The organism is Lunatimonas sp., assembly GCF_020832325.1.
In the GTDB taxonomy this organism is placed as follows: Bacteria; Bacteroidota; Bacteroidia; order Cytophagales; family Cyclobacteriaceae; genus Lunatimonas.
In genome coordinates this window covers 96,201-108,514 of record NZ_JAFIEU010000042.1, presented here as the reverse complement: position 1 = coordinate 108,514, position 12,314 = coordinate 96,201, and the positions used below count along the sequence as shown (strand labels likewise).

General features: G+C 47.4%; 11 protein-coding genes. 9 read left to right on the top strand and 2 right to left on the bottom strand.

Features of this window, described 5'->3' with window-relative positions:
* Window positions 1-12: 12 nt before the first annotated feature.
* Entirely contained in the window at window positions 13-1,461 is a 1,449-nt protein-coding gene (locus tag JJU34_RS15170) for an aldehyde dehydrogenase (NADP(+)) (RefSeq protein WP_228693246.1), read from the bottom strand.
* Window positions 1,462-1,694: 233 nt separating this feature from the next.
* Between JJU34_RS15170 and JJU34_RS15165 the strand changes: the two genes are divergently transcribed.
* From JJU34_RS15165 to JJU34_RS15125, 9 genes are all read left to right on the top strand, one after another.
* On the top strand, window positions 1,695-2,198 hold the full coding sequence (locus JJU34_RS15165; protein WP_228693245.1) for a GNAT family N-acetyltransferase: 504 nt from the start codon (window positions 1,695-1,697) through the stop codon (window positions 2,196-2,198).
* Between the two features lie 23 nt (window positions 2,199-2,221).
* Window positions 2,222-3,829, top strand: coding sequence for a M1 family metallopeptidase (locus tag JJU34_RS15160; RefSeq protein ID WP_228693244.1), 1,608 nt, complete (start codon window positions 2,222-2,224; stop codon window positions 3,827-3,829).
* Window positions 3,830-4,015: 186 nt separating this feature from the next.
* Entirely contained in the window at window positions 4,016-4,900 is an 885-nt protein-coding gene (locus tag JJU34_RS15155; RefSeq protein WP_228693243.1) for an ATP-binding protein, read from the top strand.
* A 182-nt stretch (window positions 4,901-5,082) separates the two neighbouring features.
* Complete coding sequence (locus tag JJU34_RS15150; RefSeq protein WP_228693242.1) at window positions 5,083-6,099, top strand: acyl-ACP desaturase; 1,017 nt, start codon at window positions 5,083-5,085, stop codon at window positions 6,097-6,099.
* 238 nt (window positions 6,100-6,337) lie between these two features.
* Window positions 6,338-7,687, top strand: a complete 1,350-nt coding sequence (locus JJU34_RS15145; RefSeq protein ID WP_228693241.1) for a Gfo/Idh/MocA family oxidoreductase — start codon at window positions 6,338-6,340, stop codon at window positions 7,685-7,687.
* Window positions 7,688-7,742: 55 nt separating this feature from the next.
* Window positions 7,743-8,339 carry a DUF1080 domain-containing protein gene (locus tag JJU34_RS15140; RefSeq protein ID WP_228693315.1) on the top strand — a complete coding sequence of 199 codons (597 nt, stop codon included), beginning with the start codon at window positions 7,743-7,745 and terminating at the stop codon, window positions 8,337-8,339.
* A gap of 375 nt (window positions 8,340-8,714) precedes the next feature.
* Window positions 8,715-9,848, top strand: coding sequence for a 1-acyl-sn-glycerol-3-phosphate acyltransferase (locus tag JJU34_RS15135; protein ID WP_228693240.1), 1,134 nt, complete (start codon window positions 8,715-8,717; stop codon window positions 9,846-9,848).
* A gap of 170 nt (window positions 9,849-10,018) precedes the next feature.
* Window positions 10,019-10,891: a carbon-nitrogen hydrolase gene (locus JJU34_RS15130; protein ID WP_228693239.1), complete on the top strand. Its 873-nt coding sequence runs from the start codon at window positions 10,019-10,021 to the stop codon at window positions 10,889-10,891.
* The gene (locus JJU34_RS15125) at window positions 10,884-11,960 is read left to right on the top strand and encodes an agmatine/peptidylarginine deiminase (protein ID WP_228693238.1); all 1,077 of its coding nucleotides are present in this window, start codon (window positions 10,884-10,886) and stop codon (window positions 11,958-11,960) included. Before JJU34_RS15130 ends, JJU34_RS15125 begins: the two co-directional genes overlap by 8 nt.
* Here JJU34_RS15125 and JJU34_RS15120 read toward each other — a convergent pair.
* A complete protein-coding gene (locus JJU34_RS15120; RefSeq protein ID WP_228693237.1) occupies window positions 11,950-12,252 on the bottom strand; it encodes a TIGR03643 family protein in 303 nt (100 codons plus the stop codon). The genes JJU34_RS15125 and JJU34_RS15120 overlap by 11 nt on opposite strands.
* Window positions 12,253-12,314: the final 62 nt, after the last annotated feature.

Below are 12,314 nucleotides of genomic sequence, written 5' to 3'. Positions count from 1 at the left end.
TGGTTCGGAGCGTTATTTTTGCCAGTTTCCATTGACCGTGCGCCAGATTTGCATGGGATTGCTATCCTGTAGCTCTTCGGGCAATAAGCTCGATGGCATGTCCTGAAATGCCACCGGTCTGGCAAAACGTTTGATGGCATAAACCCCCACCGAGGTAGAACGGCTGTCGGTGGTAGAGGGGTAAGGGCCTCCGTGTTGCATGGCATATCCTACTTCCACGCCGGTAGGGGCTCCTTTAAAGAGCATTCTTCCGCATTTCTCCTCGATCAGGCTGAGAAGCGCTTGTTCAGAGGCGATCTCGGCTTCGTCTGCCCAAACGGTGCAGGTCAATTGACCATGAAGTGCCGCTACCGCCTCATGCAGTTCAGATACATCGCGATAGGTTACCATGATGCCAAAGGGACCAAACACTTCTTCTTGGAAGTCTCCATTTTTAATCCAGTCGGAAGCAGCTACCCGGGCAAAGGCCGGAGATCCGAGGATGATATCTTCCGTATTGGAGACCGTTACCCAGGTCAAGTTGCCGTTGTCACTCAGGCGGCGCAGGGCGGAGTAGTAGCTTTTGGCTATGCCTTCGTGTAGCATAGGCGCCTGAGCCACCGCCTGCATTTTTTCACCCACCGAAGCGGCAAAGCCATCGGCCAAGGTCTCAGGTACGAAGATCAAGCCGGGGTTGGTACAAAACTGCCCTACTCCCAATGTCAGCGAGCCTACATAGGCAGCTGCTAAAGCGTCCAAGTTGGCAGCCAACTTCCCTTCAAACGCAAATATGGGGTTTACGCTGCCCATTTCCGCAAATACCGGAATGGGGTTCTTGCGGGCATTGGCAGTATCGAAAAGGGCTTTTCCGCCTCCAAAGGATCCCGTGAAGGCGATGGCTTTTGTGAGAGGATGTGCGGCTAGTTCTTGACCTTCTTCAATACCACCTTCTACGTGTTGAAAGACGTCGTCGGGCATGCCGGATGATGCAGCGGCCTTTTGGATCGCCTCTGCCACCAAGCGGGAAGTCTTAGGGTGCGCAGGATGGGCTTTGTATACCACAGGACATCCTGCGGCCAACGATGAAACAGTATCTCCTCCAGCCGTGGAAAAGGCCAACGGAAAATTACTTGCACCAAATACTACCACGGGACCAAGTGGCCTTAACATGCGGCGGATGTCCGGTTTGGGCAAGGGTGCGCGGTCCGGGTCGGCGGTGTCAATCGTGGCTTCCACCCAGCTTCCTTCGGCGATCAGCTTTGCAAAGAGGCGGATTTGGCCCAAGGTTCGGCCGGTTTCTCCCGTAATTCGCCCCTCGGGTAGGTTGGATTCAGATGCTGCTAAGGGGATCAGTTGCTCCTTGACAGCTTCGATTTGCGTGGCTATTGCTTCAAGAAAGGCTGACTTGGAGGCCGCTGATGTCTGCTTATACGTCAAAAAGGACTGCTGGGCATGGCCCATGATTTCATCGATAGATGGCATGGTATGGTTTAGGTTTAATTACGGTGTTAAATCTGTGAACCGGCCCCAAAAATCTGGTCTCCGGCTATTCGAACGTTCAATTTAGGCCTTATCACAGACTCTAGCAACTGATTGGCCATACATTTGAGGAATTGTCCCTTTCGGACAAGACCTGGGCAGGCGTATTGTCCGAAAGGTTTGAAATATGTAGCTTTGAATGTTTAACCCTAACCAAGTCAAGCAGCGCTGTACCTATGTCATCTTTGATCAGCCTTTCTGATATAGCCATCCGGCATCAATTGCAACCCGGCGACATCGGTACAGTGATAGCGCTACACGGAAGGCTCTATTACGATCAGTTTGGGTTTGGTCTTGGTTTTGAACACTATGTGGCCGAAACCTTTGCTGCATTCGTCGGACAGTTCAAGCCGGGTAGGGACCGGATTTGGATGGCAGAACACCAAGGAGATCCTGCTGGTTTTATTTCTTTGGTTCATCGCTCAGAGCAGCAAGCACAATTGCGGTATTTTATCATTGCTCCGAAATACCGTGGGCTTGGTTTGGGGAGTTTACTGTTCCGTACATGTATGGATAGTGCACGGCAGTACGGGTACGAGTCGGTCTACTTGTGGACGACAAGTTTGCTGGTGCAGGCGGGGGCGATGTACCGAAAGGAAGGATTCGAGTTGGTGGAGGAACAATGTTCCAGTTCCTTTGGAGTGCCCATGGTGGAGCAGAAGTACGAGCTTAAGTTATGAATGCTTCAAGACAATTTAGAAATATGACACGAGCGATTTACCGGGTTTTACGTGGTTTGACTGCGCTGTGGCTTTGCAGTTTGGTTACATTGGGCGGTGCCTTCGGACAACAGCCAAGCTGGAATTGGGGTGGACCCTTGGATCCGGTACAGGCGACTTTTGACATCACGATGGTTTATTTGGAGTTGGAAATTCTTCCTGAAGAAAAAGCAATTACAGGAAGTGCTACCCTTAGCTTGGAATATGTTTCCGATACCGATCAGTTGAGGTTTCAGTTGATCGATGCCTACACCGTTGATCGTGTGGAGGCAGAAGGTGTTTTATTGCCTTTTTCGCACCAAAGCGACCTAATCGATGTCCGTTTGGGTGAGCTCAGGCCCGGGTCGGTCACCATTTTTTACGGAGGAAAGACTCCCATTGCGGTCAGGCCCCCATGGCTGGGAGGTTTCACTTGGGAGAAGGATGACCTTGGATATCATTGGATGGGACTTTCTTCCCAAAATGAGGGAGGAAAGCTTTTCATGCCCTGCTTGGATCACCCAAAGAGTAAACCGAAGAACGGCGTTCAGATGCGTATTACTGTTCCCGAAGTGTATACGGTAGCGGCTAATGGTCTTTTGAAAGATAGTTTTGTCGAGCATGGCAAAGCGACCTTTCTTTGGGAGTCTTCCTACCCCATCATGAATTACAATATTAATTTCACTATGGGTAAATTCCATCGGGAAGCCAAGACCTTTCGGTCACTTTCCGGATACGATATACCTATGGTGGTGTATGTGCTGGAGGAAAACAAGGAGCGTGCCCCGTTGCTGTTGGAAGTGCTTGACCAAAGCACCCGTACGCACGAACGCTTTTTCGGACCTTTTCCATTTCCGAAGGAGAAAATAGCGGTCGTGGAAACCCCCTACTTAGGCATGGAGCATCAGACCATCAATGCCTATGGCAATAATTTTCAGTTTGTGCGTATGGGGGAAGTTTGGTACGACCACCTGTTGCACCATGAGTTGGGGCATGAATGGTTTGGGAATAAGGTTTCTATCGCAGATTGGTCGGATTATTGGATCCATGAGGGCATAACCTCGTATGGAGATTGGCTTTTTTATCTCCAGCACGAAGGGGAAGAAGCCTATCACGCCAAAGTGGCGGACGCCCGCAAGCGAATCCAAAATAAGAAGCCTGTGGTGAGCCCGCCCAATAGTTTCTCTGACGAGGCTTACCACTCCGATGTGTATGCGAAAGGTGCGTATATTATACATAGTTTGAGGTTTCTTCTGGGAGATGAGCGTTTCTTTCCGCTTCTGAAACGGATTGCTGATCAGGAGGCTTTTACCTATGAAAATCAAGTGGGAACGGAGGAACTGATCAACTTTTTGGAGCGGGAGTCAGGCGTAGAGCTTGGGCCGTTTTTACGTAGGTATCTGTACGAAGCGAGCCTTCCGACGGTTAAAGTGAGCCGAAAAAGGAAAACGCACTACCAAGTCAGTATATCAGGCATTGATTTTTCGCTGCCGGTGGAGGTGAAAACACATCGTGGCATCGAGCGGATTGAGCTGAACAAGGTACCTACGAATATTCTTAGTGAGGTGCCTATTGAAGTCGATCCTAGAAACTGGTATTTACTTCGCAAGTAATAAAGGTTGGTACACGGGCGAAGAATGAAATTTAAATGGTTATTTTTGTAGGATACCCGCGCAGTGATGAAGGGACGATCAAATCCTCCATCGCATGCATGATGCAGCGCAGCCAATTCCAAGAGTTCCTTTTCGGGTAGGGTATGTTCGCTCTATTGACTAATGAAATAACAAAGTAAAAAGAATATGAAAAATCAACTGTTCAATTTTTCCCTAGCTCTTGCCTTATGCTGGGGAGTTTCTGCCTGTGGTACTTCTACCTCCAATACAGAAAACGTTTCAGACGAAGTTGTTTCCGAGCCGGTGACGCCATCGTTGACCTTGCTCTGGGAGACTCCTGCTGAGCTGACCACCAACGAATCGGTGCACTACGAGCCATCAAATGGGAAAATTTATGTCGCAAATATCGAAGGAGGACCCGCAGAAAAAGACGGGGTAGGTTCCATCTCGATCATCACCAAGGATGGACAAATCGTGGAGCGGGAATGGGTAAAGGGCCTGCATGCTCCCAAGGGCATGACGGTTTTGGATGGAAAGTTGTATGTAACGGATGTAGATGCACTGGTTGAGATTGACCTTGGCACCGGGGAGATTCTGAACAAATACGAGGTAGAAAACGCTCAGTTTCTAAACGATGCCGATACGGATGGAAGCCGAGTATATTTCTCGGATATGAGAGCCAATAAGATCCTTTATCTGGAAAATGGAACTATCGGGACCTTCGCAGAAGGGCAGCCAAATATCAATGGGTTACGGGTCGGGCCAGACAAGGTGCTCTATGGCTTGGATGCTGAGGGTTTGAAGAAGTACCAATCAGATGGTAGCTTTGAGCTGATCAATGATGTGGTGACGGGCGGAGACGGACTGATCATTCTGGACGACACTACCTTTCTTGCCACCCGTTGGAAGGGAGAAATCTACCTGATTCAAGATGGCAAAGAAACCCTTTTGCTGGATACCTCGTCAGAGGAGTCCAATACGGCGGATATCGGATTCATTCCAGGAGATAATATCGTACTAGTCCCCACATTCTTTAAAGATAAGGTAGCTGCTTACCACCTAGTTTATTGAAACTGAAGGGAAGCAACTGCTTAGGGTTTCGCGGAATTGAATTATAAATACCAGCCAAGTGTTATGATGTTACCGGGATAGATGAAACGCTTTACTTTTATCGACAAAAACGTTTTATTTGTGCAAGGATACCATTGATTAAACCGGATATCCTATGGTAGTGCAGAAGTTAATGAGAGCTTATGAACAAATCAGATAATATAAACTACGAGGTAGAGAAAAATGCCGAGGTAGTTAGTCAGCTTAACGACCTGGTTAGTGACACGGTGGACTCCACCTTGATGGACCCGGATGACTGTTGGCAGCCTACGGATTTTCTCCCAGATATGACCCAGCCGGATGCGTTGGATCAGGTGAAATTGCTTAGGGAGCGGGCAGAAGGTATTCCCGATACGATCATTACTTCTCTTGTGGGAAATATGATTACAGAGGAAGCACTTCCCAGCTACCAAACGTACTTCAACATGTTGGAGGGAGTGAACGAGGACGGGAATCTGACCAGTCCCAAAGGCTGGGTACGATGGACCCGTGCATGGACTGCGGAGGAAAACCGGCACGGAGATCTTTTGAATAAGTACCTTTATCTCTCAGGTAGGGCTGATATGAGGCAGGTAGAGCAGACCATCCACCGGTTAATCTACAATGGATTCGACCCTAGATCTGAGAAGGATCCTTATCAGGCGATTATCTACACTTCTTTCCAAGAACGTGCCACGAAGATTTCCCATGTGAATACCGGGAAGTTGGCCGATAAGGCTGGGGATACGGTGTTAGGAAAAATTTGTAAGCAGATTGCGGGAGACGAAGCCCGTCACGAAAAAGCATACAAGTCGTTTATGACCCGTATCTTCGAGATAGACCCCAATGGTGCGATGCTGGCTTTTGAAAAGATGATGCGAAAGCAGATCGTGATGCCAGCGGTGCTTATGGGTAACGGTGGCCCTAATCCTACGATATTTGACCAGTTTTCTGCGGTAACGCAAAAGATCGGAGTTTATACCGGTTGGGATTATGCCAGGATTATAGACCACCTTGTTAAGCTTTGGAACGTGGAAAACGTAACCGGATTAAACGATGTAGCGTCAAAGGCGCAGGACTATCTGTCGGGTCTTTCTGCCCGTTACCTTCGATTGGCAGACAGGATGAAGGTGCCTGATGAAATCAATCTGGCTTGGCTTAGTCAAATCCGATCTACCTAGAAGAATTGTATATTTGTACGAAAAAAGGCGAAAGTGATTTCGCCTTTTTTCGTTTTTACTAAAATCGGAATACGACCGGTTGGTCAGAGCCATGATCTCCTCAAAATCTACCATTCGCGTTTCATTAGGATGAGTTTAAAGAAAAAATAAACGAAGTTGATTTAACTGGCTAAAAAAATTTATTTTTTGAGAAACATAATACGTATATTGTACGGGAATTTAACAAAAAACAGTATCTATGGACAATAAGAGAAGATCTTTCCTGAAGAAACTGGGTGTGGCAGGTGCAGCTTCTGCGGTGGTGCCTTCCGCCTTTGCATCAGGTAATGCGCTGAACCACGTGAATATTTTACACCGACAAGCCTCTCACCATGCCGATCAGGTGATCCGATTGGGGCTGATTGGCGCAGGGATCATGGGATCGGAAGATCTATCCACTGCCTTGCTGCATCAGCATGTGGAGGTAGTAGCTGTCAGTGACCTGTATCAAGGTAGACTCGAAAGAGCAAAGGAAAAATGGGGCAGTCATCTTTTTGCCACTACAGACTACATGGAAGTACTTAAGCGCAACGATGTGGATGCTGTGATCATTGGCACTCCCGATCACTGGCACAAACAAATAAGCATAGATGCATTGCTCGCAGGGAAGCATGTGTATTGTGAAAAGCCCATGGTACACTCCGTGAAAGAAGGCCACGAGGTGATCGATGCCTGGAAGAAATCCGGGAAAATTTTCACCGTAGGTAGTCAGGGCATATCGTCGCTGGGCAACGAAAAGGCCAAGGAGCTGCTAGCCGAAGGTGCGATAGGCGATATTAATTATGCAGAGGGATTCTGGGCGCGCCATTCACCGGAGGGTGCTTGGCAGTATGCTATACCGGCAGATGCCTCTGAGAAAAATGTGGACTGGAAGCGGTATATCGCAAATACCACGAACAGGCCTTTTGATCCGTTGCGGTTTTTCCGTTGGAGAAATTACCTGGATTATGGTACGGGCATGTCTGGAGACCTGTTTGTTCATTTGTTCACCAGCTTGCATTTTATCACCAATTCGCTTGGTCCAACCAAAATTTCGGCGATGGGTGGGCTTCGCTATTGGAAGGATGGGCGAGAGGTGCCGGACGTGTTGCTGGGCATGTTTGATTATCCAGATAGTGCACAGCATCCCGGATTTAACCTGTCCTTGCGTTGTAACTTTGTAGACGGGACGAGTGGCTCAACCTACCTGAAAATCGTGGGTAGTAAGGGTTCTATGGATGTGAAGTGGGATGAGGTGGTTGTCAAGAACAATCAAAGTGCCGCATCAAACGATCCATTCTTGGAAGAGCAGGCAAAGATGAACCAAAGTGCAGAGGTTAGGAAGAAGATCCTTCCGCCAAGGGAAATGGTGTATAAAGTGGAATCCGGATACCGGGGTGCACATTACGATCACTTCGGTAAATTCTTTGCAGCCATCCGTGAAAACGGTGCTGTGGTCGAAGATCCGGTGTTTGGCTTCCGAGCTGCAGCGCCAGCGTTGCTGTGTAACGACAGTTATTTCCAGGACAAGTTTATATCATGGGATCCGGTTAATATGAAATTGGTGTAACTTTGCTTATTAGGATTACTTCTTTAAATACTTAAAACTTAAAATACTACCTATGATGAAGAAAAATTTGTTTATGGCCATTGCAGTGCTTTTAATGATGGGCTGTGGGGCTTCCGATGAGATTGAATTGTTCAATGGCAAAGATCTGTCGGGATGGCAGATTTATGGCACGGAAAAATGGTACGTTGAGGATGGGGTGTTGGTCTCAGAAAGCGGACCTGATGCCGAATACGGTTACCTTGGTACTACCGAAAACTACAAGGACTTTGAACTGACAGCGGAGTTTAAGCAGGATAGAGATGGAAATAGCGGGATCTTTTTCCGTTCAAATTTCGAGGGAACCAAGGTGTCCGGCTGGCAGGTGGAAGTGGCACCTCCTGGTGACGACACGGGTGGTATCTACGAATCTTATGGCAGGGGCTGGTTGATAAAGCCTGATCCTGAAAAGGACAAACACCTCAAATTTGGGGAGTGGAATGATATCAAAGTTCGGGTGCAAGGTGACCGAGTGACTACCTGGCTGAATGGCGTAGAAATGGTAGACTATTCTGACGAGAAGATTGGACAGGGAGAAGGACAGATTGCGCTTCAGATTCACAGCGGTGGTGGCTTGAAGATCTCCTGGAGAAACCTCAAGCTGAAGCAGTTGTAAGGGGTTTCGATTCGAACATATAAGAAGCCGCCGGTGTCTACCACCTGCGGCTTTTTTTGTAATATATTATACTGTAGCCCTGTAATGGCTGGGTAGTTAGGTCTTGCCAAAAAAAGAGTTCCGACTGTAGATGCTCAGTTAATTGTTTCTAAGGCCAAGCGAATAGAGTTGATTCCTCAAATTAATCGTTTTTGGGGATGTTCACTTTTTCTAGTCGCAGGCATCCTTACTCTTTCCGAGCAATTAAAAACCGCATTCTATTTCTTCATCACTAAGGGGTTTTGGTCAAAAGTTGCACTATTCCGTACTTATTGGAACAGCGGTACTGAAAGCTGAATCATTTTTCGTAATTTGCGCATTCGTAAAATGATAGGTATGTCCAAATTTGAAGCTATAAGACCTTATTATGATAGTGAAGTGAATGATGCGTTGGCGCAGCATGCGGATCATCCGATGATGAAGGCCATCATGCATTTCACTTTCCCGGATGTGCCGGATGATGTATGGCGAAGCCAGCTTCTACGAACACATTCCATTCGGGACTTTCAGGTTAACTTCATTTATCAGGCAGTGTTAAAGGTGCTGGAAAGAAGCTCCTCGGGGTTAACAACCTCGGGGTTTGATAAGCTAGAGAAAAATACTGCATACCTGTTTATTTCCAATCACCGGGATATCATTCTCGATACTTCTCTGCTGAATGCGGTTTTGTATGAGAATGGATGCAAAATGACCACCTCTGCGATAGGTGATAATTTGGTCAAAAAGCCCTTTTTGAAGGCCTTGGCGAAGTTAACCCGTAGCTTCATTGTGCATCGAGGGCTGAGTTCACGTGCCATGTTGGAAAGTTCCAAGTTGAATTCCGAGTATATCAGGGATTCGATATTTTACGAAAACCGATCGGTATGGATCGCTCAAAGGGAAGGTCGTACCAAGGACGGCAACGACATGACCCAAAAAGGCGTGTTAAAGATGTTGTCAATGGCCTGCGAGGATCGGGATTTGGCTGTTTATTTCAAGCGCTTAAAGATTGTTCCCGTATCCATATCTTATGAAAATGATCCCACCGATTTACTGAAGATGCCGGAACTGTTGGCCAAAGCCCGTTCAGAGACCTATGTAAAGGATAAAAACGAGGATTTTAGAACGTTGCTTAGTGGCATCATTGGTCAAAAGAAACGTATCCACATTGCCCTGGGGGATGTATTGAATCAGGATATAGACGTGATATTCCAGGAAGAAACCTCGTTGAACCGCCAGCTTCAACGCATTAGCGAGGAAATCGATAGGGTGATACTTTCGAATTTTAAATTATGGCCTACCAATTATATCGCCGTAGATTTGCTACACAATTCCAACGAATACGCCAATCACTATACCGAGGTGGAAAAGCAAGCCTTTGAAACCCGGTTTTTATCTGGAGTAGATAAGAATAATCCGGTTGCAGTACAGAGTTTTTTAGCCATGTATGCCAACCCAGTGATCAATAAGCACAAGGTATTGATCTCTTAGTGGCACAGTGGTTGCTTAACCAATGTAGGTCATACAACCCAGTTAAATTGAAATGGATAACGAAGTATTCGTGCCTCTCATTTTAGCAGGCAGGTTTTATTTCAGTACGGAGGAGTTCGACCCGGTGAAGGGAGGCTCTCATGACCACTAAAAAAACAAACTATAGACACATGAAAACTAAATCTGTAAGCGTGGGGCTGTTGCAATTGGCATGCAGTGATGATCCCGCTCAGAATATGCAAAAAACCGTGGAAGGCATCCGAAAGCTCGCCCAAGATGGGGCGCAGATTGTTTGCCTGCAAGAATTGTTCCGGTCCCTCTACTTTTGTGATGTGGAGGAATACGCGAATTTTAAGTTGGCCGAAGCTATTCCAGGGCCATCGACGGAGACCCTTTCTGGGTTGGCCAAAGAATTGGGTGTGGTGATCGTCGCGTCGCTATTTGAAAAGCGAGCGGAAGGTTTGTACCACAATACCACTGCCGTGCTGGATGCAGATGGTTCCTATCTTGGTAAATACCGGAAAATGCACATACCCGATGATCCGGGTTATTACGAAAAATTCTACTTTACACCGGGGGATTTGGGTTACAAGGTTTTTTCAACCAAATTCGGAAAGCTCGGCATATTGATCTGCTGGGATCAGTGGTATCCCGAGGCAGCCCGTATCACCTCCTTGATGGGTGCGGAAATACTTTTTTACCCTACAGCCATCGGGTGGCACAAAGATCAGGATCCGCAAACCAATCAAGATCAGTACCAAGCTTGGCAGACCATCCAAAGATCCCATTCGGTTGCAAATGGTGTCCCTGTGGTGTCGGTCAACCGGGTAGGAATTGAAGGAGACATGAAATTCTGGGGAGGCTCGTTTGTTAGTAATGCATTTGGTAGAGTGGAATTTCAGGCAGATCACGAAGCGGAGACTGCCCAGGTGGTGGAGATATCTTTGGAAGGTTCGGATCGCTACCGTACCCATTGGCCGTTTTTGCGCGACCGACGCATTGACAGTTACAGCCCTATTTTAAACAGGTATTTGGATGAATAGCGATATACACCAAGCTTCTGTTAAAATGATGGGATTTCCGGCGGACCAAGGGTATTATTTTCCAGCAGAGTTTGAGCCTCACGCAGCTACTTGGCTAAGTTGGCCACATAAAGAGGCCTCTTGGCCGGGGAAGATTCACACCGTTTACGGACCTTATGCCCAATTTATCCGCCAGGTATCGGAGGGAGAAGAGGTGCATGTGATGGTGAAGGATCAGCCTATGGAGGATTTTGCCAAGTCCTGTTTGACAAAGGAAATGGTCGACCTAACACGGGTTGTATTTCACCATTTCCCGACCAACGACGCCTGGTGCAGGGACCATGGTCCTGCATTTTTAATTAATCCGACGGCAGCTGCCAAGAAAGTGGTGGTCAATTGGAATTACAATGCCTGGGGAGATAAATATCCTCCCTATGACTTGGATAACCTCATACCTCAGCGCGTGGCTGACTATCGGAATCTTCATTGTTACCATCCCGGAATTGTCATGGAGGGTGGGTCAGTGGATTTCAACGGCAAAGGAACGCTCCTCACAACTACCTCTTGCCTGCTAAATCCAAATCGTAATCCTCACCTCAACCAATCCCAAATTGAGGATTTTTTGCGCAGATATTATGGAGTGGAACAAATTCTTTGGCTGGGAGATGGTATTGAAGGAGACGATACGGATGGACACGTGGATGATATTACCCGGTTTGTGGGTGAACGGACGGTAATTACCGTGGTAGAGGATAACAAGCGGGACAATAATTTCCATCCGCTTCGCGAAAATTTGAAGTTGCTGGAATCATTTCGGTTGATTGATGGTAGTCCCCTTTCTATTGTGGAGTTGCCGATGCCTTCCCCGGTGATATATGAGGGTACTCGACTACCTGCCAGCTATGCGAATTTTTACATTGCCAACAGTTGCGTGGTGGTGCCTACGTTTAGAGATAAAAAGGACGATCTAGCCTTAGACATTATCCAACAGTGCTTTCCAGAGAGAAAAGTGGTCGGAGTGGACTCGCTCGATATCATTTGGGGATTAGGTTCTTTTCATTGCCTCAGTCAGCAAGAACCTAGCGTTTAGAGCGGCGCTTGCTGATAGCATTTTGGCTGATTGACCGCTGTCGGGCGCAGTGAAATCGGTTCATGTCCGAGGATGAAGTAGCATAGTGCTTGGTCTTTCGACCCTGCACCCGTTTACGCCATCGCTTAAACGAACCTTCTTGGAGTTCTCCCCGCATCAGACGGATGACCGCCTGCTCGTTGAGACCGAACTGCCGAAAGATTGCGTCAAACGGTGTACGGTCTTCCCAGGCCATTTCGATGATTCGGTCGCTTTCTTCTGGGGTTAGTTGAGGGGATTCTGCCTTTTTCATGCCATCGTTTTAACTAGCATTTGGACAAAATGTTTGTGTGTAGCATTGTGGGGTTGATACCC

Bases quoted from the DNA above. Each gene is read 5' to 3' on its own strand.
- JJU34_RS15170 (WP_228693246.1), bottom strand. From the start codon at position 1,461: ATGCCATCTATCGATGAAATCATGGGCCATGCCCAGCAGTCCTTTTTG.
- JJU34_RS15165 (WP_228693245.1), top strand. From the start codon at position 1,695: ATGTCATCTTTGATCAGCCTTTCTGATATAGCCATCCGGCATCAATTG.
- JJU34_RS15160 (WP_228693244.1), top strand. From the start codon at position 2,222: ATGACACGAGCGATTTACCGGGTTTTACGTGGTTTGACTGCGCTGTGG.
- JJU34_RS15155 (WP_228693243.1), top strand. From the start codon at position 4,016: ATGAAAAATCAACTGTTCAATTTTTCCCTAGCTCTTGCCTTATGCTGG.
- JJU34_RS15150 (WP_228693242.1), top strand. From the start codon at position 5,083: ATGAACAAATCAGATAATATAAACTACGAGGTAGAGAAAAATGCCGAG.
- JJU34_RS15145 (WP_228693241.1), top strand. From the start codon at position 6,338: ATGGACAATAAGAGAAGATCTTTCCTGAAGAAACTGGGTGTGGCAGGT.
- JJU34_RS15140 (WP_228693315.1), top strand. From the start codon at position 7,743: ATGAAGAAAAATTTGTTTATGGCCATTGCAGTGCTTTTAATGATGGGC.
- JJU34_RS15135 (WP_228693240.1), top strand. From the start codon at position 8,715: ATGTCCAAATTTGAAGCTATAAGACCTTATTATGATAGTGAAGTGAAT.
- JJU34_RS15130 (WP_228693239.1), top strand. From the start codon at position 10,019: ATGAAAACTAAATCTGTAAGCGTGGGGCTGTTGCAATTGGCATGCAGT.
- JJU34_RS15125 (WP_228693238.1), top strand. From the start codon at position 10,884: ATGAATAGCGATATACACCAAGCTTCTGTTAAAATGATGGGATTTCCG.
- JJU34_RS15120 (WP_228693237.1), bottom strand. From the start codon at position 12,252: ATGAAAAAGGCAGAATCCCCTCAACTAACCCCAGAAGAAAGCGACCGA.